The sequence below is a fragment of the Amedibacillus dolichus DSM 3991 genome, from assembly GCF_000154285.1.
GTDB classification, from domain to species: domain Bacteria; phylum Bacillota_I; class Bacilli_A; order Erysipelotrichales; family Erysipelotrichaceae; genus Amedibacillus; species Amedibacillus dolichus.
This window is the reverse complement of the sequence record NZ_DS483475.1, coordinates 253,145-278,019: the sequence shown is the minus strand read 5'-3', so window position 1 is coordinate 278,019 and position 24,875 is coordinate 253,145. Positions and strand designations below refer to the sequence as shown.

At 39.7% G+C, this 24,875-nt stretch carries 27 protein-coding genes and 1 other annotated feature; of the genes, 24 read left to right on the top strand and 3 right to left on the bottom strand.

From position 1 onward, the window contains the following. The first annotated feature begins 1 nt into the window (after position 1). Positions 2 to 952, top strand: a complete 951-nt coding sequence (gene holA / locus EUBDOL_RS06345) for a DNA polymerase III subunit delta (RefSeq protein WP_004799738.1) — start codon at positions 2 to 4, stop codon at positions 950 to 952. A 6-nt stretch (positions 953 to 958) separates the two neighbouring features. Then, a complete protein-coding gene (locus tag EUBDOL_RS06340) occupies positions 959 to 2,164 on the top strand; it encodes an L-serine ammonia-lyase, iron-sulfur-dependent, subunit alpha (RefSeq protein WP_004799736.1) in 1,206 nt (401 codons plus the stop codon). A gap of 33 nt (positions 2,165 to 2,197) precedes the next feature. Here EUBDOL_RS06340 and trhA read toward each other — a convergent pair whose 3' ends face one another. Further along, positions 2,198 to 2,848 carry a PAQR family membrane homeostasis protein TrhA gene (gene trhA / locus EUBDOL_RS06335; protein WP_004799734.1) on the bottom strand — a complete coding sequence of 217 codons (651 nt, stop codon included), beginning with the start codon at positions 2,846 to 2,848 and terminating at the stop codon, positions 2,198 to 2,200. Positions 2,849 to 2,976: 128 nt separating this feature from the next. Between trhA and EUBDOL_RS06330 the strand changes: the two genes are divergently transcribed. From EUBDOL_RS06330 to ruvB, 13 genes are all read left to right on the top strand, one after another. Next, the gene (locus tag EUBDOL_RS06330) at positions 2,977 to 5,913 is read left to right on the top strand and encodes a chromosome segregation protein SMC (protein WP_004799733.1); all 2,937 of its coding nucleotides are present in this window, start codon (positions 2,977 to 2,979) and stop codon (positions 5,911 to 5,913) included. Beyond that, positions 5,913 to 6,884, top strand: coding sequence for a signal recognition particle-docking protein FtsY (gene ftsY / locus EUBDOL_RS06325; RefSeq protein ID WP_004799730.1), 972 nt, complete (start codon positions 5,913 to 5,915; stop codon positions 6,882 to 6,884). Before EUBDOL_RS06330 ends, ftsY begins: the two co-directional genes overlap by 1 nt. Continuing rightward, positions 6,877 to 7,191, top strand: coding sequence for a YlxM family DNA-binding protein (gene ylxM, locus EUBDOL_RS06320; RefSeq protein WP_004799729.1), 315 nt, complete (start codon positions 6,877 to 6,879; stop codon positions 7,189 to 7,191). Before ftsY ends, ylxM begins: the two co-directional genes overlap by 8 nt. Positions 7,192 to 7,203: 12 nt before the next feature. Then, positions 7,204 to 8,400, top strand: a complete 1,197-nt coding sequence (locus EUBDOL_RS06315) for an acetate/propionate family kinase (RefSeq protein ID WP_004799727.1) — start codon at positions 7,204 to 7,206, stop codon at positions 8,398 to 8,400. 4 nt (positions 8,401 to 8,404) lie between these two features. Then, positions 8,405 to 9,352, top strand: a complete 948-nt coding sequence (locus EUBDOL_RS06310) for a DHH family phosphoesterase (protein ID WP_004799725.1) — start codon at positions 8,405 to 8,407, stop codon at positions 9,350 to 9,352. A 236-nt stretch (positions 9,353 to 9,588) separates the two neighbouring features. Further along, positions 9,589 to 12,672 (top strand): DNA polymerase III subunit alpha, encoded by a 3,084-nt coding sequence (gene dnaE / locus EUBDOL_RS06305; RefSeq protein WP_004799724.1) that lies wholly within the window; start codon positions 9,589 to 9,591, stop codon positions 12,670 to 12,672. A 117-nt stretch (positions 12,673 to 12,789) separates the two neighbouring features. Next, positions 12,790 to 12,864, top strand: a sequence feature (ribosomal protein L21 leader region). Positions 12,865 to 12,879: 15 nt separating this feature from the next. Beyond that, on the top strand, positions 12,880 to 13,191 hold the full coding sequence (gene rplU, locus EUBDOL_RS06300; RefSeq protein ID WP_022420507.1) for a 50S ribosomal protein L21: 312 nt from the start codon (positions 12,880 to 12,882) through the stop codon (positions 13,189 to 13,191). A 3-nt stretch (positions 13,192 to 13,194) separates the two neighbouring features. Continuing rightward, positions 13,195 to 13,509, top strand: coding sequence for a ribosomal-processing cysteine protease Prp (locus EUBDOL_RS06295; RefSeq protein ID WP_004799719.1), 315 nt, complete (start codon positions 13,195 to 13,197; stop codon positions 13,507 to 13,509). A 2-nt stretch (positions 13,510 to 13,511) separates the two neighbouring features. Then, entirely contained in the window at positions 13,512 to 13,796 is a 285-nt protein-coding gene (gene rpmA, locus EUBDOL_RS06290; protein WP_004799717.1) for a 50S ribosomal protein L27, read from the top strand. A gap of 51 nt (positions 13,797 to 13,847) precedes the next feature. Next, entirely contained in the window at positions 13,848 to 15,137 is a 1,290-nt protein-coding gene (gene obgE, locus EUBDOL_RS06285; RefSeq protein ID WP_004799716.1) for a GTPase ObgE, read from the top strand. 113 nt (positions 15,138 to 15,250) lie between these two features. Further along, the gene (locus EUBDOL_RS06280; protein ID WP_004799714.1) at positions 15,251 to 16,009 is read left to right on the top strand and encodes an exodeoxyribonuclease III; all 759 of its coding nucleotides are present in this window, start codon (positions 15,251 to 15,253) and stop codon (positions 16,007 to 16,009) included. A 168-nt stretch (positions 16,010 to 16,177) separates the two neighbouring features. Next, positions 16,178 to 16,759: a Holliday junction branch migration protein RuvA gene (gene ruvA / locus EUBDOL_RS06275; protein ID WP_004799711.1), complete on the top strand. Its 582-nt coding sequence runs from the start codon at positions 16,178 to 16,180 to the stop codon at positions 16,757 to 16,759. Between the two features lie 3 nt (positions 16,760 to 16,762). After that, complete coding sequence (gene ruvB, locus EUBDOL_RS06270) at positions 16,763 to 17,773, top strand: Holliday junction branch migration DNA helicase RuvB (protein ID WP_004799709.1); 1,011 nt, start codon at positions 16,763 to 16,765, stop codon at positions 17,771 to 17,773. Here ruvB and EUBDOL_RS06265 read toward each other — a convergent pair. Beyond that, entirely contained in the window at positions 17,770 to 18,123 is a 354-nt protein-coding gene (locus tag EUBDOL_RS06265; RefSeq protein WP_050750080.1) for a hypothetical protein, read from the bottom strand. The two genes, ruvB and EUBDOL_RS06265, sit on opposite strands and share 4 nt — an antisense overlap. 66 nt (positions 18,124 to 18,189) lie before the next feature. Here EUBDOL_RS06265 and EUBDOL_RS06260 point away from each other — a divergent pair, with 66 nt between their 5' ends. Beyond that, entirely contained in the window at positions 18,190 to 18,864 is a 675-nt protein-coding gene (locus tag EUBDOL_RS06260) for a DUF421 domain-containing protein (protein ID WP_040463308.1), read from the top strand. Here EUBDOL_RS06260 and EUBDOL_RS06255 read toward each other — a convergent pair. Then, on the bottom strand, positions 18,815 to 20,146 hold the full coding sequence (locus EUBDOL_RS06255) for an oligosaccharide flippase family protein (protein ID WP_004799703.1): 1,332 nt from the start codon (positions 20,144 to 20,146) through the stop codon (positions 18,815 to 18,817). The genes EUBDOL_RS06260 and EUBDOL_RS06255 overlap by 50 nt on opposite strands. Before the next feature lie 139 nt (positions 20,147 to 20,285). Between EUBDOL_RS06255 and EUBDOL_RS06250 the strand changes: the two genes are divergently transcribed. The 8 genes from EUBDOL_RS06250 to EUBDOL_RS06215 all read left to right on the top strand — a co-directional run bounded on the left by EUBDOL_RS06250 (position 20,286) and on the right by EUBDOL_RS06215 (position 24,834). After that, entirely contained in the window at positions 20,286 to 20,564 is a 279-nt protein-coding gene (locus tag EUBDOL_RS06250) for a post-transcriptional regulator (RefSeq protein ID WP_004799701.1), read from the top strand. Positions 20,565 to 20,636: 72 nt separating this feature from the next. Beyond that, a complete protein-coding gene (locus EUBDOL_RS06245) occupies positions 20,637 to 20,855 on the top strand; it encodes a sortase (RefSeq protein WP_083781343.1) in 219 nt (72 codons plus the stop codon). A gap of 113 nt (positions 20,856 to 20,968) precedes the next feature. Then, positions 20,969 to 21,718 carry a class C sortase gene (locus EUBDOL_RS06240; RefSeq protein ID WP_022419736.1) on the top strand — a complete coding sequence of 250 codons (750 nt, stop codon included), beginning with the start codon at positions 20,969 to 20,971 and terminating at the stop codon, positions 21,716 to 21,718. Between the two features lie 166 nt (positions 21,719 to 21,884). Continuing rightward, a complete protein-coding gene (locus tag EUBDOL_RS06235) occupies positions 21,885 to 23,051 on the top strand; it encodes a D-alanyl-D-alanine carboxypeptidase family protein (protein ID WP_040463303.1) in 1,167 nt (388 codons plus the stop codon). A gap of 48 nt (positions 23,052 to 23,099) precedes the next feature. Next, entirely contained in the window at positions 23,100 to 23,285 is a 186-nt protein-coding gene (locus EUBDOL_RS06230) for a hypothetical protein (RefSeq protein WP_004799695.1), read from the top strand. Positions 23,286 to 23,385: 100 nt separating this feature from the next. Next, the gene (locus tag EUBDOL_RS06225; protein WP_022419738.1) at positions 23,386 to 23,703 is read left to right on the top strand and encodes an anti-sigma factor antagonist; all 318 of its coding nucleotides are present in this window, start codon (positions 23,386 to 23,388) and stop codon (positions 23,701 to 23,703) included. Then, on the top strand, positions 23,700 to 24,131 hold the full coding sequence (gene spoIIAB, locus EUBDOL_RS06220; RefSeq protein ID WP_004799692.1) for an anti-sigma F factor: 432 nt from the start codon (positions 23,700 to 23,702) through the stop codon (positions 24,129 to 24,131). Before EUBDOL_RS06225 ends, spoIIAB begins: the two co-directional genes overlap by 4 nt. After that, positions 24,112 to 24,834 (top strand): SigB/SigF/SigG family RNA polymerase sigma factor, encoded by a 723-nt coding sequence (locus EUBDOL_RS06215; RefSeq protein ID WP_004799690.1) that lies wholly within the window; start codon positions 24,112 to 24,114, stop codon positions 24,832 to 24,834. The genes spoIIAB and EUBDOL_RS06215 overlap by 20 nt, the downstream gene beginning before the upstream one ends. The last annotated feature ends 41 nt before the right edge of the window (positions 24,835 to 24,875 follow it).

The following is a 24,875-nucleotide window of genomic DNA, read 5'->3' as shown; positions in this document are numbered from 1 at the left end:
AATGAATTATGTCTTGTATGGTACAGAGTCCTATCTGTTGAAGGAGAGCTTAGCGAAAATTTTGTTGCAGCATGGCATTCAAGATGAAATGAACAAGGTGGTTTATGATGCGAGGAAAACAGATGCTTATACGGTTATGGAAGACGCACAAACCTATCCTTTTTTTAGCGAATATAAAGCTATTATCGTACAAAATGCGAATTTCCTATCGCCTAGTGATGATACCAATTGGGATCTGCATGTTTTAGAAGAGTATTTGAAACAGCCATTGGAATCAACGATATTGATCTTTATAGGAAACTTTGAAAAGCTCGATGCACGTAAAAAAATTGTGAAAAAGCTGCAAAGTGTCTGTAAGGTTTTACAGTTTCGTAAGCTAGATGAACAGGGAAAGCGTCGTTTTGTTGATGAACAGCTAAAAAAAAGAAGCATTTCGATAGAACGCAATGCTCGGGAATTGCTGTTATCAAGAATGCCATTTGATATTTTGATGATTCAAAATGAGCTTTCTAAGCTGGAGTTATACGGAGATACCATTACCACGGAGGTTGTATCAAGTATCGTTACTCGTCCACTGGAAGATGATGTTTTTCAATTAGTAAACGCTGTAGTGGAAAAGCGAATAAAAGAAGCCTTTCATATTTGGGAGGATTTATCTACTTTGAATAAAGATGCGGTGTTTTTGATTGCGCTTTTGGCAGGACAGTTTCGTTTTCTTTATCAGGTACGAGAGCTGTTAGATGAGGGAAAACAGCAAAAGGAAATCACAGCTGTTTTAGGTGCACACCCATATCGTGTGCAGCGTTCCATACAAACGGTGATGCATTTATCAACCAATGCAATTTTGAATATATTGGAAAGGCTTGCGACGTTAGATCAACAGATCAAAAGCGGCAAACTGGATAAAAATTTAGGTTTTGAGATGTTTTTATTGCATTTAAGAGGAGTGTAGTTAATTATGAAATCATTAAAAGAATTATATCGTATCGGACCGGGTCCATCTTCTTCTCATACTTTGGGACCACAGCGTGCCACGGTATTGTTTAAACGAAAGTATGCTCAGGCAGTTCGTTATGAGGTAGAATTGTATGGTTCTTTATCTTTAACGGGAAAAGGACATTTGACCGATTACATCATTAAAAAGACAATGGAGCCAAAGCCATGTGGGATCTTTTTTAAGAATCGTGAAGATTTAAAGCACCCAAATACGATGCATTTGATGGCATTCGATGCACAGGATACTTTGTTAGGTGAATGGACAGTTTATTCAGTTGGCGGAGGGGCAATTGAAATAGAAGGTGAGGATAATGGAGAAGGAAAAGAGGTTTATCCGCACCAAAGCCTTGCGCAAATCGAAGAATATTGCAAACAGCATACGATGAAGCTATGGGAATATGTTAATGCCTTTGATGATTTAGATGACTATATGGAGGAGATTCTTTCGCAAATGCTGACAACCGTTGAACAGGGTTTGACAAGAGAGGGTGTTTTACCCGGAAAGCTAGAGCTTTCCCGCATTGCGAAAAGCTTAAAGCAGAAAGCTGATCAAGCGACATCGGCAAGTGAAAAAGAAAAGCTTTTGTTATGTGCCTATGCTTATGCGGCAAGTGAAGAAAATGCTAGTGGAAATATGACGGTAACGGCACCAACCTTAGGTAGTAGCGGCATTATCCCTTCGTTAATATATTATTTCTATAAGGATCTAGGCTATTCAAAAGAAATGATTTTAAATGGCTTGAAGGTAGCGGGATTGTTTGGAAATCTTATTAAAGAAAATGCAACCATTTCCGGTGCACAGGGAGGCTGCCAAGCGGAAATCGGAGCGGCTGTCGCAATGGGTGCAGCTATGTGTGCTTATTTTTGGGGATTGGAGACCTCTCAAATCGAATATGCAGCGGAAATCGGAATCGAGCATCATTTAGGATTAACCTGTGATCCAGTGGGGGGCTATGTGATGATTCCATGTATTGAACGAAATGCGGTAGGGGTATTGCGTGCCCTTGATGCTGCTTTGCTTGCTAAGCATATCAGTGATGTCAGAGAGCATCGTGTAACCTTTGACATGGTCGTTAATACAATGAATTATACCGGAAAGAAAATACCATTGGAGCTAAGGGAAACTTCGCTTGGAGGGCTTGCCAGAGTAGTGCCGTTAAAACGTTAAAGGGACTGTGATTTATTTGACACAGCCCCTTTTTTACATTACAAATACGATTGCGATAAAATGCAGAATACTAGCAATATTGATACATACATGCCATATTGAGTGAAAATAAGCCTTTTGTGGTTTACTATAGAAGAAAGCACCGATGGTATACATTAAGCCACCGCCGATAATTAACGCAAGAAAAGGAATGCTTGCTTTCGATAATAGGGTAGGTAAGAAAAAGATAGCGGTCCAACCCATAACCATATAAATTGTCATACTAAGTTTAGGTAGACTTTTTGTTGAAATTGCTTTTAATAATACACCACATAATACGGCAATCCACTCAATAGCTAGAATTAAGAACCCTTGCCAACCACCAATCAAAGTCAAAGCAATCGGTGTATAACTTCCGGCAATTGCAAAATAGATGCAAATATGATCTAATTTACGAAAGATATATTTATGCGTAGTATCATAAGGCATACAGTGATAAAGCGTCGAAACAGTAAACATTAAAAATAAGCAGAGAATGAAAATAGATACTCCGGCCGCTAATATCGTTCCGCCTTTTGTATAGGAATAAATAGCGCTTGCAGGTAAAGCAAATAGACATAAGAGCGCCATGATACCATGGGTTACACAGTTGGCTACCTCTTCACCAAAACGCAAATGGTACATCTCGCGCATAGAACCACTCATTGCATGCACCTCCGTTTTGCGATTATTTTAACACATACTTTCTCAAAGTACAAATGTATGATATAATTAAACACAGTTTGTAGAAAAGAAAAAAACGCATAGTAAGATGTTAAGGGGCAATGTGATATATGTTTTTGAAACGGATAGAGCTGCAAGGCTTTAAATCCTTTGCGGATAAATCGATTATAACCTTTGATTCCGATGTCATCGGTATTGTCGGACCCAATGGCTGTGGGAAAAGTAATATCAATGATGCCATACGTTGGGTATTGGGAGAACAGAGTGTAAAATCACTGCGCGGAAACAGTATGAGTGATGTTATTTTTAATGGATCTGCACAGCGTAAGCCGGTTAATATGGCAGAGGTTACACTGGTTTTTGATAACAGTCGGCATCTTTTGAATGTTGATTTTGAAGAGGTAGAGGTTACACGTCGCTTGCATCGTCATAGTGGTGAAGGAGAGTATTTTATTAACAAAACGCCTTGTCGTTTAAAGGATATTTTAAATCTTGTCATGGACACCGGTTTAGGACGAGATTCTTTGTCGATTATATCACAGGGGAATATCTCGGCTTTTGCAGATGCGAAGCCAGAGGAGCGGCGTGCTCTTTTTGAGGAAGCGGCAGGTGTTGCGAAATATCGTAAGCGTAAGAGTGAATCTTTATCTAAGCTACATCGCATGGAAGAAAACTTAGCACGCTTAGAGGATATTATCATCGAGTTGGAGCGACAGGTAAATCCATTGAAGCGACAAGCGAAGAAAGCTGAAATTTACCTTGAAAAGAAACAGGAATTGGAAACCATTGAGGTAAGTGTTTTGGTTGATGAAATCGAAACACTGAATGAAAGCATTGAAATGCTGCGTAAAAAGGCTTTTGACTTTGAAGCACAAAAGGCCATGCATGAAACAACAATTCAGGTTGCGGATACGAAAAACCAAGAGCTGCGCAATGAAATGTATCAGTTGGATCGTGAAATCAATCATTTGCAGGGGGAATTTGCGAAGCTGAATGAAGAAAGTCGTATCTTAGAAACACGTAAGGTGGAGCTTGATGAAAAGCGTAAATATGCGCTTGAATTTGCTAGCAATGCCGAAAAAGCAAAGGAATTAAAGACGATGCTGGAGGAAGCACATTACGAATATGAGGATCGAAACAAACGCTTTAAGGATTTGGAAAGGGATATTGCCTTAGCTAAGGAGAACTTGCAAAAGCTAGAAGCTGATCTTGCGTCCTGCATGCAGGAATATACACAGGCTGCAAATATCTTAAATCGTTTGGAAAATCGCAAGAGTGTATTGGAAAATTTGGTAAAGGAGCCATTCAATCATCAGCATGCTGTTCGAGCAATCTTAGATGCTAAAAATACTTTAGATGGTATCTTAGGTGTGGTATCACAGATTTTTAAACCACAGACCAATTATGAAACGGCAATATCCAGCGCCTTGGGTGGTGCAATGTATCATATCGTTACCAAAGATGAGGCAAGTGCAAGACATGCGATCGGCTTTTTGAAACGCAATCAAAGTGGACGTGCCACTTTCTTGCCACTTACGGTTATGAAGCCTAGACGTATGCAGCGTGAACATGAGGTGTTGGCACAAAATCTTACCGGCTATTTGGGAGTTGCTACTGATTTTACAGAATGTGAAGAGACCTTTTATGGTTTACGTGAATCATTGTTGGGAAATGTCATTGTTGCGGATAATTTGGTAAATGCCAATGAGATTGCCAAGGTATTGCGTTACAATTATAAAATTGTTACGTTAGAGGGAGATATCGTGAATAAGGGCGGAAGTATGACGGGTGGAAAAAATCGTAATGCTTCTACCCCAATGACACTTCAAAAAGAGCTGACACAGGTTGAGCAAAGCTTGGAAGGACAACGCTTAAAAAGTGAAGGCTTGTATCAACAGCAGCAAGCCTTATCGGCGAAAAAAGAAGCCGTCAGAGCTTCATTAGTACAAATGCAGATTTCGCATGCTCAGCTTGATCAGATTGTGAAAGCTAAGTGGTCTAAATACGAACATTTGCGTGCTGATTATGAACAGTATGCTCCGGCTGAGGAGCTAAGCGATACTTCTTTGTTGGAAAACGATCTGGTGGTACGTCTAAGTGCTCTGCATTCTCGATTAGATGAAGTTGCTGCTACGATGAAGGCAAAGCGAGAGCGCCGTATGCGTGCGGGGAGTGAGGTAGAACGCAAAGAGGCGAGTATTCGACAGCTGCGTAGAGATTTAAACGTTCTTCAAAATGAAGAACGTGAAGTTGAGGTTGCGAAGGCAAAGGAAGAAACACGTTTGGAAGCCAGTATGGAGCGTTTATCATCAACATATGAAATGACCTTTGAATATGCACAAAGTCAAAAACTGGATACGGATATGAAGGAAGCTAGAAAAAAGGTTCTTCAATTACGAGAAGAAATTTCGGCTTTAGGTAATATCAACTTAGATGCTCCTAGTGAATATCAAGAGGTACGTGAGCGTTTTGAATTTCTGACTCATCAAAAAGAAGATTTGCAGCAGGCGAAAAGCAAAATCTTAGATGCCATTGATGAAATGGACGAAATCATGGTTCGCCAATTTAAAGCAATGTTTGATAAAATCAACAGTGAACTGAATGATGTATTTCGTTCCTTGTTCGGAGGTGGAAAGGCGCGTTTGTTTTTAGTGGATCCCAGTGATATCTTAAATACCGGTATTGACATTGATGTTCAGCCACCCGGTAAAACGGTACAAAACATTCGCTTATTTTCCGGTGGGGAAAAGAGCTTGATTGCGATTTGCGTATTGTTTTCTATTTTGAAGGCAAGAACGATGCCGTTATGTATTTTTGATGAGGTAGAGGCGGCTTTGGATCAGGCGAATGTGGAACGTTTTGCCAAATATATTGCACAGTTTCGGGGAGAAAGTCAATTTATCGTTGTAACGCATCGTCCTGGCACAATGGCACAATGTGATGCCTTATATGGTGTTACGATGCAACAAAATGGGGTTTCTCAGCTTTTGAAGGTCAAGCTTCAAGATGCAATAAATTTTATTGATAAGAAAGAGGTGAAGGCATAATGGGTATTTTTTCAAAGCTAAAAAAATCATTTCAACAAAAAAGTGATAGCGATCGTTATCTCAGTGGCTTGGATAAATCAAAGCGTTCTTTTTCCGAGCGTATCCGTCGTTTATCCCTTGGCTTTCGTGGGATTGATGAAGAGTTTTTAGAGGAATTGATGGTCGCCTTATTAGAGGCTGACTTAGGAATCAAGACAGCTCAAAAGGTCGTTGACGAAGTAGAAAATCGGGCTTTGGATCGCAAGCTTTCCAGCTTTGATGAAATCAGTGAATGCTTGGTAGAGGTACTACGTGATATGTATGTTTCGTATGAAGATGAAGCTATGCATATCAATGAACAGGGAGTTACCGTTATCTATATGGTGGGGGTAAACGGAAGCGGAAAAACAACGACTACAGCAAAGCTTACCAAGTCATTTCTAGATGAAGGAAAAAAAGTGGTGCTTGCGGCTGCCGATACCTTTCGTGCAGGAGCGGTCGATCAATTAGCTACTTGGGCTGATCGCTTAGGTGTTGATTGTATCAAAGGAAGAGAAAACGGAGATCCAAGTGCTGTTATCGTAGACGCTGCACGCTTCGCAAAGGAGCATCATGCGGATTACTTGATTTGCGATACGGCAGGACGTTTACAAAATAAGACCAATCTAATGAATGAGCTTAGTAAGATGCGACGTGTCGTGGAACGTGAAATTGAAGGTGCACCACATGAGGTATGGTTGGTACTTGATGCGACAACCGGACAAAACGGTATCTCACAGGCTAAGATTTTCACTGAAACAACGAACGTTACCGGCATTATCTTAACGAAACTAGATGGTACTGCAAAGGGTGGTATCGTGATTGCGATTCGTGATTTGCTAGGTTTGCCGGTAAAATATATCGGGTTGGGAGAAACCTTAGAGGACTTACGTCCGTTTGATATTGATTCCTACTTGTATGGCTTGTGCGAAGGTTTGGTGCAGCATGATTGATGAAACGCAACGCATCAATTTATTGCTGGATCTTTATGAGCCCTTATTAACACCAAAGCAGCAGCATGTTATGGATCTGCATTTCAAAGAGGATTTTTCCCTTTCGGAAATCAGTGAGCAGTTGGGAATCAGTCGAGCAGCAGTAAATGATCATATCAAGCGCAGCACAGCATTTTTGGAGAATTATGAAAAAAAGCTGCAACTTGTTGTAAATCTCGAGAAAAGAAAGCAGATTTATGATAAAATAAAAGCGGTGAGCAACCAAGAGGTTATTTGTTTGGTTGAGCAATTAGAACAAATGGAATAACAGGAGGATATTATGAGTAAAATTATTTCAGTTAATGCCGGAAGTTCATCATTGAAGTTTCAGCTATTCGAGATGCCAACGGAAGAAGTATTGACAAGTGGCATCATTGAAAAAATTGGTTTTGAGGACGCAATTTTTACCATTAAGGTAAACGGCGAGAAGGTGAAAAAGGTTCTTCCTATTTTGGATCATACCAAAGCGGTTGCTTTATTGTTGGAAGCACTTGTTGAGCATAAAATTGTAAATTCTTTAGATGAAATTACAGGTGCAGGACATCGTGCGGTGCATGGTGGAGAAATCTTTACGGAATCTGTAGCGGTAAATGATGAAGTGGTAGAAAAATTTTCTTCATTAAATGATTTGGCACCATTACATAACCCTGCCGGATTGATTGGTTATAATGCATTTAAGGAAAATTTACCGAATTGCAAGCATGTCTTTGTATTTGATACTGCATTCCATTCTACAATGCCTAGAGAATCTTATATGTATGCGTTGCCTAGAAAGTATTATGATGAATATAAAGTTCGTCGTTATGGCTTCCACGGTACTTCACACATGTATGTTTCACAGCGTTGTGCGGAGGTTATGGGAAAGGATATCAAGGATACCAAAATCATTACCTGCCATTTAGGCAATGGGGCAAGTATCACTGCCGTAGATGGTGGAAAATCCATCAATACCTCTATGGGCTTTACACCACTTGCCGGTGTAATGATGGGAACTCGCTGTGGTGATATTGATCCTGCAATCGTTACCTATTTGATGAAGAAAACCGGAATGACTCCCGATGAAATGGACAATGTGATGAATAAGCAGTCCGGTATGTTGGGTGTCAGTGGAATTTCCAGTGATGCACGTGATATTGAAGATGGATACATGGCAGGAAATGATGATGCTGTTCTAACAACGGAAATGTATGTAAATCGTGTAATCAATGTTGTTGGTGGTTACTATGCGCAGATGGGCGGAGCTGATGCGATTGCCTTTACCGGTGGTATCGGAGAAAATGATACAAACATTCGTAAGCTTGTATGCAATCGTTTAAAGGCAGCTTTTGGAGTTGTGATTGACGAGGAATTAAATGCCAAGTCTCGCGGCAAAGAGGTTCTGTTGAGCAAACCGGAAAGTAAGGTACAGGTATGGTTGTTGCCAACAAATGAAGAATTGATGATTGCGCGTGATACATATCGTTTGATTGAAGCTTAGCAGCATGGATACAAAATTGTTATTTCAACGGATTGAGGAATTTGATACGATTACCTTATTCCGCCATGTTTCTCCCGATGCAGATGCTTTAGGCTCTCAATTCGGCTTGAAACAATGGATTGTAGATCATTATCCTAATAAGCAGGTGTATGCGTTAGGTGAAGAAAGAAGCACAAAATCAGATGCTTTTCCAGGCAGTGATTATTGCGATGATGTAACGCTTCTAAACAGCTTGGCGATCGTTTTAGATACTTCTACAAGTGAGCGTGTAGATGATCAGCGCTTTTTATCCGCAAAGCACATACTTCGTGTCGATCATCATATCAACGCAGAAAATTTTGGACAAGAAGCAATCGTTGCCGATATGTTTGGCGCTACCTGTGAGATTTTAGGCTATTTGATGATGAAGGAAGAAAAAAGCTTATCTGCAATGTGCGCACAGTATTTATACAGCGGTTTAATTGCAGATACTCTTCGCTTTTCGATTCCTACAACAGCTCCTAGAACTTTGGAGGTAGCTGCTTATCTTGTCGGTTTCGGTGTCGATGTTGCGAAAGCCAATGCGGATAATTTTTCAACTTCCTTGCGATTATTTCGTTTTGAAAACTATATTCGCTCCAATGCTACCTTTTTGGAGGAAGGCTTTGCGTATATGATCATCAATCAAGAAGATTATGAACGCTTTGGTTTAAACTTCAATGAAGCAAAGGATAAGGTGTTTGTGCTTGGTGGTGTTGATGAATTTAAAGCGTGGGCAATCTTTACCCAAAAGGAAATAGATGATGAGGGTAATCGCATTTACAATGGCAGCTTGCGCTCTAAGAATATACAAATCAATGATATTGCGGAACGCTATCATGGAGGAGGGCATCGCTTTGCTTGCGGTGTCAAAGGCTTACACGATGAAGATATTAAAAATCTCATACAAGAGCTTTGTGAGCGTATCGGTTAATCAAGACTATAAAGAGTAATTTGCATTTAGCAGGTTGCTCTTTTTTTAAGAAATAGTTTTAGTTTTTTCAGTTATAGTAATCGTTTGTTGGTATAATAATATATCCTCAGAGGAATTAAAAAAAGTTTATATAGAGAAATTTGAAAGAAATATGAAACGTTGGTAATTTTAGGTTTCCTACACGCTTTTCTTTATGCCTTATGAAGTTTATGGTAAAATAAGAGCGAGGTGAAGCGATGAGTGTTCATTTGCATGTTCGAAGTGCTTATACCCTATTACAAAGCACTTTGACAATTCCAAAAATTATAGCTTGTACCAAACAACATGGTTATCAAAGCGTTGCTTTGACAGATAAAAACGTAATGCATGGAGCCATGGCTTTTTATCATGCTTGCATAAAAGAAAATATTAAGCCAATTTTTGGAATGGAAGTCGAAGCTGCGTATGATAATGACAGTCTGGGCTTTATTTTATTAGCAAAAAATGATCAAGGTTATGTAGATTTAATGAAGCTGTCTACGCTTTTAAATACCGGTGAGCATGCAAAACAGGTAAGCTTTGAGGAGCTTTGTCTTTATACAAAGGATTGTGTTGTTTTGACGAACGGTGATCAAAACATCATGGAAACATATTTAGTGAAAGAGGAAATCGGTTTATTATCTAAGCTTCTGCAGCTATGCACACAAAGCTTTACGGATTTTTATGTGTCGATTGCCCGTAATGATTCGGGTTTGCTGAAAAGTAAAAATCCGCGACTGAAATCATTATGTAAAGAAATGAAGATTCGAACAGTAGCATTATCACGGATTTATTTTCAAGATGAAGCGGAAGAGGAAAGCTACAAAACCTTATGTGCTATTCATCAGCAGGTAAGTGTAGATGATCGCATGTTGAATTTTTCTCCCAAGCGATATTATCGCTCCCAAGCGGAAATGGCGCAATTATACGATGAGGAGGATTTGCTTGCAAGTGAGGAAATTGCTGCAAAATGCAATGTAAAAATGCAGTTTCCACAGGCAATTCTTCCTAAATTCAAAAATAAGTATGGGGTATCCAGTGAAGAATTTTTACGTAATTTATGCCATAAGGGACTTGCTAAGCGTATGCATTTTCAAGCAATCCCAAAGGTGTATCAGCAACGCTTGGAATATGAATTAGACGTTATCATCAATATGCATTATGCCGATTATTTTTTGATCGTTTGGGACTTTATTCGCTTTGCAAAATCGCAAAATATTTATATCGGGCCGGGACGAGGGAGTGCTGCGGGCTCACTTGTTTCCTATTGTCTTGGCATTACCCATGTTGATCCGCTACAATACAATTTGCTGTTTGAGCGCTTTTTGAATCCGGAACGAGTATCTATGCCGGATATAGATACAGATTTTCCGGATAATCGCAGAGATGAAGTAATTGAATATGTAAAAGGTTTGTATGGTAGTCATCGTGCATCACATATCATTACCTTTAATACCTTAGCAGCCAAACAGGTACTTCGTGATGTAGGACGAGCAATGAATATTTCTTTGCGTGAAATTGACAGCTTGTGTAAAATGGTTCCCAGTATGCCGAAGGTAACCTTGGATTATACTTATGAAAACAGTGCTCGTTTTAAACAGAAAATCAATTCCTCCCAGTTGTATCGTAAGCTTTTTGCTATTAGTAAGCAATTGGAGGGCTTGCCACGTCATGCGTCCTTGCATGCGGCGGGGATCGTTTTAAGCAACGATGCGATTTCCTCAGTATGTCCTTTGATTGATGTCGATGCCGGTATTAGCGCAACGCAGTTTACAATGGATTATATGGAGGAACTTGGTTTAATTAAAATGGATTTTTTAGGGCTTAGAAACCTTACGATTATTGATGAGGTGGTAAACCTTATCAATCGGGATCATGAAAATAAGCTGGATATTATGCATATTCCATTAAATGATAAAAAGACGTTTGCGCTTATTCAGGCGGTTGATACCGTTGGAGTTTTTCAGTTGGAAAGTGAAGGAATGAAAAATCTTTTGCGTAAAATGAAGCCGACCTGTTTCGAGGATATCGTTGCTACGGTGGCATTGTTTCGACCGGGTCCGATGGAGAATATTCCGGAATATTTAGAACGTCGTGCCAATCCGCAAAAGGTAGATTATATTCACCCATTATTAAAGCCGATCTTAGAAAATACGTATGGTATTATGATTTATCAGGAACAAATCATGCAGGTGGCTCAGGTTATGGCAGGTTTTTCCTTGGGGAAAGCAGATAATCTGCGTAAGGCGATCAGTAAGAAAAAAGGGGAAGAGTTGGCAAGGCTAAAAAATGATTTTATTCAAGGGGCTAAGCAAAAGGGCTTTGAAGAGCAGCTAGCGATTCATGTTTATGAGTTAATTATGAAGTTTGCCAATTATGGCTTTAATCGCTCCCATTCGGTTGCCTATGGAATGATTGCCTATCAGATGGCTTATTTAAAAGCCAATGCACCCTTATACTTCTTTGTTAGTCTGTTAAATAGTATGATTGGTTCAGAAAGTAAGACGAGCGAATATATCTTCGAAGCAAAAAAACGGGGAATTTCGATTTTGTTACCAAGTGTTAATTTTTCCGGTAACGGCTATCGGATAGAAAAGCGATCTTTACGCTTTCCTTTGAATGGTATCAAGGGAATCGGTAATGCTGTTTGTTCGCAGATTTTAAAGGAACGAAACAGTCATGGAAAATTTCGTGATTATTTCGATTTTGTTGCTCGTATGAGCGCTATTCATATTGGCAAGAAAACGATGGAAATTTTGATTTATGCCGGTGCTTTAGATGAGTTTAATATCAATCGCAGCAGTATGATAGCTACCTTAGAAGATGCCTTGCGTTATGGAGAGCTTGTGAAGATCGAAGATGCGGATCAGATTTTGTTTGCCTTTGAGCTTGTCAGCAAGCCGGCAATTATCAGTGTCAAGGAGCATCGTTCCATGTTAGTAGAAAAAGAAAAGGAGTGCTTGGGATTTTATTTATCCTCACACCCAATCGAGCTTTTACGTAAGCGAATGAATGCGCAGCTGGCACCACTAATCGCATTAAAGGCTCAGCGTGGGTATGTCCGTTTCCTTTGTATGATTGAAAGGGTAAAGCAGCATCGTACCAAAAACGGAGCGTTGATGGCATTTGCTGTTTCTGCTGATGAAACGAGCAAAATTGATTTGGTTTGCATGCCGAATATTTATGAGATATATCATGAAAAGCTTGTTCGAGGGAAATACTTTTATATTGAGGGTGTGATTGATAAGGAAAACTCATGCCTTGTTAAGAAAATGACACCGATTGAGGACGAGGAAGCTTAAAGCCATTCGAAATTCAGTTCGGTTATCGAACAGGGAATAGAAAAGCGTTATAGAAAAATCAAAAAATATTTGCTAATACGACTATTTTATGATAAACTAACTACGTTGTATGTCCTCTTGGATTTACAACCGCTCAAAAAAGGTATAAGTATGAGGTTCTCATCACCTTTGATGGCGAGTCTTAAATGTATAGAAGGAGGTGCGATTATGTACGCAATTATCGAAACAGGCGGAAAACAGATCCGTGTAGAAGAAGGTGCTGTAATCTTCGTAGAAAAGTTAGATGTAAATGAAGGTGAAACGGTTGTATTTGACAAGGTAGTAGCTTATTCTGACAAGACTACAAAGATCGGTACTCCTTATGTAGCTGGTGCAAAGGTCAGCGCTAAGGTTGAAAAGCAGGGAAAAGCTAAGAAAATCATCGTTTACAAATACAAAGCGAAGAAAGGTAGCTCACACCGTAAGCAGGGTCATCGTCAGCCATATACTAAGCTAACAATCGAAAAAATCGAGGCTTAATATATGATTAAAGTAGAGGTCTTGCGAGATAAGAAGCTTGTCAAGACGCTAGTTGTAAAAGATCATGCAGGTTATGCACCGAGTGGTCAGGATCTTGTATGTGCAGGAGCGTCCAGCATTGTTGTTGGAATGATGAATGCCTTGGATCTGATGCAAAGCGGTGCTTGTGAATTAGAAGTAAAAGAAGGTTACACAAGGATTCAAGTGATATGTGAAGGACATGGGGTTCAAATGTTGTTGGAGGCTATGCTGATTCAGCTGAAAACCATGGTCGAGGCATATCCGGATTATATAACAATCAGCGAGCAGGAGGTGTAAGTATGAAATTCGTATTAGATATTCAGCTATTTGCGTCTAAAAAAGGTGTAGGTTCTACGAAGAACGGTCGTGATTCAGAATCTAAACGTCTAGGAGCAAAATTGGCTGATGGACAGTATTGCCATGCCGGTTCTATCATTTATCGTCAGCGTGGTACAAAAATTCACCCAGGAACAAATGTTGGTAGAGGTGGAGATGATACCTTGTTTGCAATGGTAAACGGTGTCGTTAAATTCGAACGTTTAGGTAAAGACAAAAAGAAAGTGTCTGTATATCCTCAGGCGTAGAAGCATAAATCCCCGACAGGGGATTTTATTTTTAGAATAGGAGGTGGCAGAATGTTTGTAGATCGTGTAAAGCTACATGTAAAAGCAGGAAAAGGCGGCGATGGCATTGTTGCATTTCGTCGTGAAAAATATGTTGCCTACGGTGGACCAAGCGGTGGTGATGGCGGCAATGGCGGAAATGTTGTTTTCATGGTTGATGAAGGAAGAACAACACTGTTAGATTTACGTTATCAAAAGAAGGTGCTTGCGGAAAACGGCGGCAATGGAAAAACGAAGAAGATGCATGGTGCCAGTGGGAATGATATGATTGTGAAGGTTCCGCAAGGAACGATTGTAAAAGATGCCAAGACCGGTCGTATGATTGCGGATTTGACACGTCATGGGCAAAAAGAAATCATTGCACGCGGTGGTAAAGGCGGAAGAGGTAATTTCCATTTCAAATCAAGTAAAAATACGGCACCGCAATATAGCGAGCTTGGTGCTCCGGGAGAAGAATTCGATATACAGGTAGAACTAAAGGTTTTGGCAGATGTCGGACTTGTCGGTTTCCCATCGGTTGGAAAATCAACTCTGCTGTCCGTTGTCAGCAAGGCGCGTCCTGAAATTGCCGAATACCATTTTACGACCATTGCACCAAATCTTGGAATGGTGCAGGTGCCTGATGGGCGTAGCTTTGTTATGGCAGATTTGCCCGGCTTAATTGAAGGTGCCAGTCAAGGCAAAGGCTTGGGACATCAATTTTTACGTCATATCGAACGCTGTCGTGTCATTCTTCATGTTGTAGACATGGGAGCTAATGATGGTCGCGATCCATTGGAGGATTACCGCATTATCAATGAAGAACTTGCAAATTACGAATATCGTTTGATGGAGCGTCCGCAGATCGTTTTAGCAAATAAAATGGATCTTGAGCATGCGGAAGAAAATCTAAAGCGTTTTAAGGAAGTCTATCCTGATGTTGAGGTATTTGAAACGACGACAATTATTGCAGAGGGACTTGAGCCGGTACTTTATCGTGCTGCTGACTTATTGGAAACAACACCACAGTTCCCACTTTACAATGATGAGGAAGTCGATGCTCAAGCAGAGGGTGTCTTGTATAAATTTGAACCGGAAGCACCTGCCTTTGAGGTTCGTAATCTCGGAAATGGGCAATGGGAGCTGGTCGGTGAGGAATTGGAGCGTTCCTTTAAGATGAGCAAACTGAATAATGAAGAGGATTTCATGCGCTTTGCACGCAAGATGCGTAAGATGGGCATTGATGAAGCCTTGCGAAATGCAGGCTGTCAAGATGGCGATATCGTTTGTATCTGCGATATTGAATTTGAATTTATTGATTAAGATTTCTCGTGTAGAAATCTTTTTTATTGTTCAACAGGAAATTCAAGTTGTATTTAACTGGTATTTTATGCTTTTTTTGCGTATGATATAGCTAGATATTTGGAGGTAGTAGTATGAAGCTGGTATCATGGAATGTAAATGGCATTCGTGCCTGTATGAAAAAAGGATTTATGGATTTCTTTCAAGCGATTGATGCGGATATCTTTTGTATTCAAGAAACCAAAATGCAGCCCGGGCAGTTGGAAATAGAAACAGATGGCTATGTACAATATATGAACAGTGCCGATAAAAAAGGATATAGCGGGGTTATGGTATTTTCTAAAAAAGAACCGCTTTCGGTAAGCTATGGATTGGGAATTGATGAGCATGATCATGAAGGAAGGGTAATTACCTGTGAATATGATACCTTTTATTTGGTTTGTGTATATACGCCAAATTCCAAAGATGGATTGTTAAGGCTAGATTATCGTATGCAGTGGGAAGATGCTTTTCGTGCCTATTTACAGCGTTTAAAGGAAAGCAAGAGCGTCGTGGTTTGCGGTGATCTTAATGTTGCCCACCAAGAGATAGACTTGAAAAATCCGAAAACCAATCGCCGCAATGCCGGCTTTACCGATGAGGAACGTGAAAAGATGACGACCTTATTATCAAGTGGATTTGTAGATAGCTATCGTTACTTATATCCGGATAAAGAAAATGTATATTCTTGGTGGAGCTATCGTTTTTCTGCCCGAGAGAAAAATGCCGGTTGGCGAATTGATTATTTTTTAGTAAGTGAAGATGCGAAGGAGCGTATTGAGGAAGCGCAAATTCATACCGATATTTATGGCAGTGATCACTGTCCGGTATCCTTGAGTTTTAAAGATTTATAAGAAAGACACATCATTTACATGGGTATGTTTAAGTATTGCGTATAGTTCTTTTCTTTCTTTGTATTTCAGATAAAATCATAAAGCCTGTATATGTTCTATTTTGGAATATGTGCAGGTGTTTCTTTCTTGTGGCGCAAGAGTATGATAAAATAAATAAGGTGATAAAGTATGATAGCATTTATTAAGGGAATCATTCATAGCTATAGCAATGATTCATTGATTATAGAAAACAATGGGATTGGTTATCGCATTTATATCAGCAACCCCCAGAGCGTACGCTTGAACAGCGAAGTTATTTTATATACGTATCAGCATGTCCGGGAAGATGCCATTACCTTGTTTGGCTTTACAACCATGGAGGAGCATGATCTTTTTTTACAGCTTATTAGTGTAAAAGGCGTAGGACCGAAAACCGCGCTTGCGATGCTTGCCGTTTGTCCGGTAAAGCAAATGATTGAAGCAATTGAACATAATGATGTGAAGCTGTTGAAAAGTTTACCGGGTATCGGGGCGAAGAGTGCCAGCCAGATTGTATTGGATCTAAAGGGGAAACTGGTAGAGGAAGTAAGTGAAATACAAGTGAAGGAAAACGCTGAACTTGTAGATGCCATTGAGGCATTGAAGGCTTTAGGGTATAAAAACGCTGAAATCAACAGTATAAAAAAAGAGCTGAGTGAGGAAAGCTTTGCGACCAGCGATCAGTATATTCGTAAAGCACTTAGTATTCTAGCGAAAAGAAAAGGGGTATAACACATGGAACGAATTGTATCCGCAGATACACAGGCATTAGATGATGAAGCAACCCTTCGTCCGCAGCATCTTGATGAATATATCGGACAGCGACAGCTAAAAGAAAACCTGCAAATCTTTATTGAGGCGGCGAAGCAACGCAATGAGGCTTTGGATCATGTCTTGTTGTATGGACCACCGGGCTTGGGAAAAACGACCCTATCTTATATTTTAGCCAATGAAATGGGAGGTAATATTAAGACAACAAGCGGACCTTCGATTGAAAAAAGCGGAGATTTGGCAGCGATATTATCCACCTTACAACCGGGAGATGTGCTTTTTATTGATGAGATTCATCGCTTGCCTAAGCAGGTTGAAGAAGTTCTATATCCGGCGATGGAGGATTACTGCATTGATATTTTAGTAGGTAAGGATAGTACCACAACACGCTCCATTCGCTTAGATTTGCCACCGTTTACCTTAGTCGGTGCAACGACACGTGCGGGAGATTTAACAGCACCGCTACGTGATCGTTTCGGAATTGTTTCACAGTTGGAATTTTATGAGCTGGAGGAGCTTCAACAAATCATTGCACGAACGGCACGTGTGATGAATACCGAAATCGAAAGCAGTGCTGTTACAGAAATAGCCTTACGTTCGCGTGGCACACCGCGTATTGCCAATCGCTTATTTCGTCGTGTCCGTGATTTTGCACAGGTCATGAATGATGGTGTTATATCGAAGGAAATTGCTGCTATGGCACTGGATCGCTTGAAGGTCGATCATTTGGGCTTGGATAATGTCGATCATAAATATTTAAAAGGCATTATCGAGCGCTTTAAGGGAGGTCCGGTAGGTTTAGAAGCCCTTGCCAGCAGTATTGGGGAAGAAACGATGACCTTGGAGGACGTCTATGAACCATATCTTTTACAGATCGGATTTATCAATCGTACTCCAAGAGGACGTATTGTAACAGAAAAAGCCTATGCACATTTAGGCTATGACTTAAGAGAAGGCTTATTTAAAGAAGCCTAAACTTTTTTGCGTTTGGTGTAAACGATCATACAAACAACGATATAGGTTAAAAGCTTAGCAAACACTATCAGATAGTTAAGTGGTTTACCGACAGTAATAAACAAAGTCGGGATCGCGAGAAATAGAACCATAACGAAAGCGTGTAACAGCGCTTTTTTTTCAATATATAGTGCAAATACAGCGCCACTGATGGCAAAACATAGAAAACCGCCAATGGTACAAAGCTGTTGGAAAAAAGCAGTGGAAATGATAGCAAAATAGTATAAAGTGGAAAATAGGAGCGAAAATAATAAGGAGCTTATGAGCAGTGCTGCAAATGAATACATATAGCATGAAAGCTTGTTTTTCAAGAAAATCACCTCAATGTATTGTATGCAGCTGTTCAAATGGATATGTTAAGTAGGAGGATTGGTGGAATGGCTACGTATATCACGTTAATGGGAAAATGTTTTGTTGTATATTTTGTCATTATTTTTGCTTTGCGGTTAATGGGAAAGCGAGAGGTTGGAGAGCTTTCCGTATTTGATATTGTCATTTATTTGGTTATGAGTGAGCTATTGGCACTTTCCATAACCGAAACCGATAAAAGTATTTTGCGCTCCATGGTTCCTATTTTTACGCTCTCTTTGTTGCAGATCGTGCTTTCTTGGTGCTTGTTGAAAAGTAAAAAAACAAGGGAGATCTTTGAAGGCAAGCCGGTTATTATTATTCATAACGGACATATCAATCAAGCAGTCATGAAAAAGGAACGCTATAATATTGATGATCTTATGATGCAGATACGCAATCGGGATATTTGTTCACCGGACGAGGTTGCTTTTGCAGTCTTGGAAACCAATGGACAGTTAAGTATCTTAAAAAAGGAGCAATGTAAGGTAAGACACCCGGAGCCGCTGATTAGCGATGGTATTATCAATCAAAGTGTTTTAGATGATCTGCATCAAGATGTAGCATGGTTATTAGCTGCCTTACATAAAGAAGGGGTAGAAAGAAGCGAAGATGTTTTCTTGTGTATGCTGCAAAAAAACGGTCTTTTTGTTATTAAGAAGGAAACATCGACAAGAAATGCGTTTTTTTCTCATCATGCCTAAAGGCAAGTGTTAAGCGAATCGCGTGGGAAATCGTTGTGATCAGCATACCGCCGACAATGCCTAACATGAGCGCTTTTTCCTTTAATAAGGGAGATAATAAGAAGATACATAATATACGCATGAAAGAGCCTAAAAAGGTATCGAGAACCGATTTTTTGCTAAGTGATAGGGCATGTAAAACACTGGAAAGCGGAGCTTGCAGAGAATAAAGTGCAAAAGGCCATGCTAATTGTCGCAAGAGCAATGCCCCATTTGAGCTATGATAAAACAGTTGCAAGATTTCTTCACTATATACATAACAAACAAGACTGCAGCTAAGTCCGATAAAGAAACAACAGCCTAATATGGTATCAAACAGCTTTCTTGCTTTGGCTTGATTGCCACGTGCATAATGATACGTAAAGCTTGGTAAAAGAACATTGCTGAGGGTAACGGTAATAAAGGAAGGCATGGTAATGATTGGTAATACATAGCCATGGAGCTGTCCATAGGCTTGCATCATTCCTAAGGAATCAGCTGCACTAACTCCAGCCATCATAACGATTGGCTCAAGGAAATAAGTTAAAGAGCCAATGAAACGACTTCCCGTCATTGGAATAGATACGGAAAGCACCTCATCAAAAGCCTGACGATTCAGTTGCGAAAAAAGCTTTGGTACATGCAGAGATAACTTTTTCTTTCGTAATAAAACACAAAACATATAGAGGGAGCTGGCAATTTCTCCGACACTGATGGAAAGCATGGCAAGCTGTGCCATTTGTACTGCATGCAGCTGCGGAAGCAGATGAAAAGCAATCATTAAAAATGCGATTCGACTGGCTTCCTCATAAATGGAAGAAGCGGTTGCTTGATGATGGTATTGCATGCCATATAAATATCCTTTTAAAAGACCACTACAGGTTACACAGGGAATTAACATTAAAATCGCATGGAGTACCGGTAAAATTGCATCTTGTCGCAAAACAAGATGTGCCATGATAGGAAGTACAAAAAGAAATGCCAAACTTATGATAAGATTGTTAGCAATGGATAAAAGAATAGCTGCTTTGATAGGCTTTTTCGGTTGTGAACTTTGTGCAATGACCTTGGACAAGGCGCTTGGAATTCCCATTTGCGCTAAAGTAATAATGAACACCATGGTTGGCGATGCTAGGGTATAATAGCTCATTGCAGCTTCACTCAAGGTTCTTGCTAAAAGAATTCGTACAAGAAAAGAAAGAACCTTAGAAACCACAGAAAAGATAATCAACAGCAATGTAGAACGTAAAATTGTTTTTTTCATTCCTCTTCACCTTTCAAATTATGCCTATGGCTTTATCTGCGCTTAATGTAAGTATATGTAAATAAAAGTAACATCATTTACATCGTGCAAATATTACGAAACATGCTATAATACTTTCTATGAAAGTGGTGATGAAGGTATGTGTAATGCAGGTGAATTTGATGAAAAATACGTTCATCTGGCAATTGCCTTAAAGGTCAATGAATTAAAGCGTGAATTGTCATCTTTAACATACGAGCATGTGGAAAGCATGCTACAAGATAAATGGAAGCATAAGAAGCCTAGCAGTATTGCACAGGCTCTTGCAGATATCAATGAACTTACAGTCGGAGAGGTTGTTGCCTTCTTATCCATGCAGGCAATTATTCTCGGCTCTAAGATGAAGCTAAAGGATTTTGATGATATGTTTACACATTGAGGAAACAGGATTGCCTGTTTTTTTTATTTTGATGTACAAAAAATGGAAATATTTTGTGAATGGGCGTAAAATATAAATATAATCTTACACTGGAAAAAAGGGGATTTGTTTTATATTCATGTGTTAGATGAAATATACGCTTATAAAGTAGATCAGATTGATATTATTTTACCTGATGAAATTTCACTTTATTTACAAACGGAAGCTGATAAGGATTGGATTACCTTGATGACCTATACGACCTATGGGGTCAATACCCATCGTTTATTGGTAAGAGGAGAGCGAACCTAATAAAGCACCGGAAGAAGTGAGTGATAAGCAACAGGAGCATTACTTGCTTATATTGGCGGTAGTGGCTGTTCCTGTGATCGTTTTTGTTTTATGAAAAAGAAGGAGAGCACATCATGAATAAATGGGGGTATCGTTTGGTGATATGCTTGTGTATGCTTGGAATCGGTATTCAGTTGTATCCCTTTGTGAAGCAGTATGCGGCTAGGCAAGCCATGCAAGCGGAAATTGCAAGCTTCAATGAAAAGAAAGATAGCTTACAGACAGATGCTTTGTATGAGGAGATGAAGGTGTATAATGAAACGATTTATAAACAAAAGCAAAGCGGATTGGTTGATGCATTCAGCTATTCACAAAATCCGTTTACATTTACACAGTTTAAGGATCATCGCATTGGTTATGTAAAGATTGATAAGTTAGGGCTGAAGGTACCGCTTTATATGGGCGCAAGCTATGAAAACCTGAATAAGGGAGTGGCAGTGCTTTCACAAACAAGTGCACCGATTGGGGGAGAGAATACGAATTGTGTCATAGCAGGGCATCGTGGGGGAACCAATGGAGAACAGCTGTTTAAGCATATCGAGAAGCTGGAAAAGGGAGATGAAATCGAGGTGATCAATCCATGGGAAACTTTGACGTATGTAGTAACCCATAAAATTGTGATTGATCCTAATGACATTGAAGCAATAAAGATTATTCCCAAGCAGGATATGGTTACTCTGTTTAGCTGCCACCCGTATGCCATCAATAGTCATCGCTATGTAGTGTATGCACAGCGAAAAGGGCAACAAAAGGAAATCGAGTATCCGGAAGGGATCGAATATGAATCAAGTACAAAGGAAATAGAAAAAGAGGAGAGTATATAAAAAATTGCCTTATTTGTATCCGTATTATTGAGTGTTGTTTTGATTCTATGCAAAAGGAAAACAAAGTAAAGAAAGAAGTCAGTACGTGATGTGCTGGCTTTTTGTTTATCATCACTTTCTGCATAAGCAATTATACTTTGACATATACTTTAGCGAGGTAGATACGATGAAAAAAAGAATAATGAAACTTGCTTTGGTCGTTTTATGTTTGTCTGCGTCCTTGCTTCCGATAACAGCGAGAAAAGAGGTAAGTGATGTTGGTTTAAAGGGTGATGCGAAAAGTGTATATCTTATGGAATACACAAGTGGAAAGGTCATTTATGCGGAGCATGAGAATAAACGTCTGTATCCGGCAAGTATGACGAAAATGATGGGACTTTTGTTGATTTACGAAGCTTTGCATGATGGACAACTACAATTAGATGATATGGTTACAACAAGTGAATTTGCGGCAAGTATGGGGGGCAGTCAGGTGTTTTTAGAGCCACAGGAAACCTTATCGGCAGAAGATATGATCAAGTCGATTTGCATTGCTTCGGCAAACGATGCGATGGTTGCGATGGGTGAGCATCTAGCCGGTAGTCATGAGGCTTTCGTAAATAAGATGAATCGTAAGGCAAAGGAATTAGGTATGAACAATACACATTTTATGAATGCTACCGGCTTGCATGATGATAAGCATTATACAACTGCCAAGGATATGGCATTGTTAGGACAGGCATTGTTAAAGGAAGGAGGAGAGGAGCTTTTAAAAATTACCTCGACCTATGATGCATATATTCGAGAAGATAGTGATAAGAAGTTTTGGTTAGTAAATACGAATAAGCTTTTGAAGCAGGTAGAGGGTGTCGATGGCTTAAAGACCGGTTTTACGAAGGAAGCTTTATCTTGTATAACGGTAAGTGCAAAGCGTAAGGAACTACGTTTGATTGCAGTAGTTATGGGCGCAAGCAATGCCAAAGCACGAAATGCGATTGCTTCCGGACTATTGGAGTATGGATTTGCACAATATGCACAAGGATTACTGTATGCCAAGGGAACACGATTGGATACACTGAGTTTTGAAAACGGAAAGCCGAAGCAAGCCGATATTGTAGCTTTAGAGGATATTTCCTATGTTTTTGAAAAGGGCAAGGAACCCAAAGAGAAGCATAAAGAAATAACGATTACGAAGAAAAAACTGCCATACCAGAAAAATGAGAAAATCGGAACTGTACGGATTGAAATGAGTGATGGTTATTATATGGAGGCACCAATCGGTGTGAATCGTACAGTTTTGCCATTGGATTTTTCTGATATTCTTTTAAAAACAATGCGAAAGATAATTGCTTAATGTATAGATCTGCTGTTTTGGGATATAGCTAATCTAAAGGTTGGTGAAATGATGATATTTTGGATCGTGTTTGTCGTAGCGTTGCTGCTTATTAGTGTTGTTAGTTTTCTTTATGCACTTGCCAAGGTTGCTCATGATAGTGATCTATATGCAGGCTATGATGAGGATTTGCTGAAATGTGAATATGGTAGTGAACTTACAGAGCTTGAACAAAAGGAAGATGAGAGTGCATAAAGCGGCTTTCATCTTTTTTTGTCGGCTTTTGATAAGCTTTGTCAGATATTCCCAAAAGCAAAGAGGATCGTGCTAAGATGGTCGGGTGGAGGTAGAAGCTATGACATATACATATCAAGATGGAATTTTATATTTTTATTTTTCTGGCGACTTAGATCATCTGCACGTAAGCAGAATGAAGGAGCAATGTATTCAGCTGATTGAGAAATATCAGCCAAAGCAAGTCAAAATGGATTTTCAAGCTGTCAGCTTCGTAGACAGCACCGGTATCGGCTTTGTTTTGGCACGTTATAAGCAGCTTTCCAAATTCCAAGCAAAGCTGACATTATGCAATTTATCAAGAGCTAATGAACGATTGTTTCAAATGTCCGGTATTTTTCAAATTATCGAATTGGAAAGAAATGAGGTAAACGTATGAATGAAATGAAACTGTCTTTTCTTAGCAGATTGGAAAACGAAGCCTTTGCGAGAACAAGTGTCGTTGCCTTTTTGATGCCTTTGAACTTAACACAGGAAGCCCTTATGGAAGTGAAAACGATGCTTGCGGAAGCAGTTGTTAATGCGATGATACATGGCTATGAAAATACTATTGGAACAATCAATGTATCAGTTGCTTATGATGATACATGTATTTATATGAAAATCGAAGATCAAGGCTGTGGTATTGAGGACATCGAACAGGCGATGAAGCCATTATATACAAGCAAGGAACATTTGGAGCGAAGTGGTATGGGAATGACAATCATGCAAGCTTTTTCCGATGAATTTCAAGTGCTATCGAAGCCACAGGGAGGAACCTGTGTGAAAATAACGAAGCTGATACGACATGAACCAGCAAAGCAATGAAGCCCTGTTGGCGGCTATTCGCTATGGTGATGAGGAAGCACTTGAGCAATTCGTAGAGGCGAATCAACCGCTTGTTTATGCGATTGTCAAACGATTTCACAATCGTCGTATTTCGCAGGAGGATCTCTTTCAAATCGGCTGTATCGGGTTGATGAAAGCCATTCATAATTTCGATGCTGCCTATGAGGTGAAATTCTCAACGTATGCCGTACCGATCATTATGGGGGAAATCAAGCGCTTTTTTCGTGATGATGGAAGCATACGAATTTCACGCTCTTTAAAAGAAGGATATTTGCAAATGCTGAAGATAAAAGAACAATTAACCCAAACACTTGGTAAGGAGCCAACGTATGCACAGATTGCACAGGCGATGAATATCGAAGTAGGAGAGGTTATTTTAGCGTTTGAAGCCAACCAATTTATGTATTCTTTAGATGAGCCGATTTATGAAAATGATGGTTCTGCGATTGTACTAGAGGATCGAGTGGAGGATCCCAAGCAAACCGATATCGTAATGAAGCTCTCTTTGCGCAAAGAATTTGCACGCCTTGAACAAAGAGAACAGCTGATTCTGCATTATCGTTATGATTTAAATATGAAACAGGAAGATATTGCCAAGCGTTTGCATATTTCGCAGGTGCAGGTTTCTCGTTTGGAAAAGAAAATTTTATGGAAGCTTAAGGAGCGTCTTGTGGCTAACTAAGTAGCCATACCGGTATTCTTATGGTATAATACTTACCAATG

Excerpts from the sequence above, each read along its gene's own strand:
- obgE (WP_004799716.1), top strand. The coding sequence starts at position 13,848 with ATGTTTGTAGATCGTGTAAAGCTACATGTAAAAGCAGGAAAAGGCGGC.
- ruvB (WP_004799709.1), top strand. The coding sequence starts at position 16,763 with ATGGAACGAATTGTATCCGCAGATACACAGGCATTAGATGATGAAGCA.
- EUBDOL_RS06295 (WP_004799719.1), top strand. The coding sequence starts at position 13,195 with ATGATTAAAGTAGAGGTCTTGCGAGATAAGAAGCTTGTCAAGACGCTA.
- ylxM (WP_004799729.1), top strand. The coding sequence starts at position 6,877 with ATGATTGATGAAACGCAACGCATCAATTTATTGCTGGATCTTTATGAG.
- EUBDOL_RS06260 (WP_040463308.1), top strand. The coding sequence starts at position 18,190 with ATGGCTACGTATATCACGTTAATGGGAAAATGTTTTGTTGTATATTTT.
- EUBDOL_RS06315 (WP_004799727.1), top strand. The coding sequence starts at position 7,204 with ATGAGTAAAATTATTTCAGTTAATGCCGGAAGTTCATCATTGAAGTTT.
- EUBDOL_RS06250 (WP_004799701.1), top strand. The coding sequence starts at position 20,286 with ATGTGTAATGCAGGTGAATTTGATGAAAAATACGTTCATCTGGCAATT.
- EUBDOL_RS06240 (WP_022419736.1), top strand. The coding sequence starts at position 20,969 with ATGAATAAATGGGGGTATCGTTTGGTGATATGCTTGTGTATGCTTGGA.
- EUBDOL_RS06330 (WP_004799733.1), top strand. The coding sequence starts at position 2,977 with ATGTTTTTGAAACGGATAGAGCTGCAAGGCTTTAAATCCTTTGCGGAT.
- trhA (WP_004799734.1), bottom strand. The coding sequence starts at position 2,848 with ATGAGTGGTTCTATGCGCGAGATGTACCATTTGCGTTTTGGTGAAGAG.
- EUBDOL_RS06215 (WP_004799690.1), top strand. The coding sequence starts at position 24,112 with ATGAACCAGCAAAGCAATGAAGCCCTGTTGGCGGCTATTCGCTATGGT.
- dnaE (WP_004799724.1), top strand. The coding sequence starts at position 9,589 with ATGAGTGTTCATTTGCATGTTCGAAGTGCTTATACCCTATTACAAAGC.
- rpmA (WP_004799717.1), top strand. The coding sequence starts at position 13,512 with ATGAAATTCGTATTAGATATTCAGCTATTTGCGTCTAAAAAAGGTGTA.
- EUBDOL_RS06230 (WP_004799695.1), top strand. The coding sequence starts at position 23,100 with ATGATGATATTTTGGATCGTGTTTGTCGTAGCGTTGCTGCTTATTAGT.
- EUBDOL_RS06310 (WP_004799725.1), top strand. The coding sequence starts at position 8,405 with ATGGATACAAAATTGTTATTTCAACGGATTGAGGAATTTGATACGATT.
- ftsY (WP_004799730.1), top strand. The coding sequence starts at position 5,913 with ATGGGTATTTTTTCAAAGCTAAAAAAATCATTTCAACAAAAAAGTGAT.
- EUBDOL_RS06340 (WP_004799736.1), top strand. The coding sequence starts at position 959 with ATGAAATCATTAAAAGAATTATATCGTATCGGACCGGGTCCATCTTCT.
- holA (WP_004799738.1), top strand. The coding sequence starts at position 2 with ATGAATTATGTCTTGTATGGTACAGAGTCCTATCTGTTGAAGGAGAGC.
- EUBDOL_RS06280 (WP_004799714.1), top strand. The coding sequence starts at position 15,251 with ATGAAGCTGGTATCATGGAATGTAAATGGCATTCGTGCCTGTATGAAA.
- ruvA (WP_004799711.1), top strand. The coding sequence starts at position 16,178 with ATGATAGCATTTATTAAGGGAATCATTCATAGCTATAGCAATGATTCA.
- EUBDOL_RS06235 (WP_040463303.1), top strand. The coding sequence starts at position 21,885 with ATGAAAAAAAGAATAATGAAACTTGCTTTGGTCGTTTTATGTTTGTCT.
- rplU (WP_022420507.1), top strand. The coding sequence starts at position 12,880 with ATGTACGCAATTATCGAAACAGGCGGAAAACAGATCCGTGTAGAAGAA.
- EUBDOL_RS06225 (WP_022419738.1), top strand. The coding sequence starts at position 23,386 with ATGACATATACATATCAAGATGGAATTTTATATTTTTATTTTTCTGGC.
- spoIIAB (WP_004799692.1), top strand. The coding sequence starts at position 23,700 with ATGAATGAAATGAAACTGTCTTTTCTTAGCAGATTGGAAAACGAAGCC.
- EUBDOL_RS06255 (WP_004799703.1), bottom strand. The coding sequence starts at position 20,146 with ATGAAAAAAACAATTTTACGTTCTACATTGCTGTTGATTATCTTTTCT.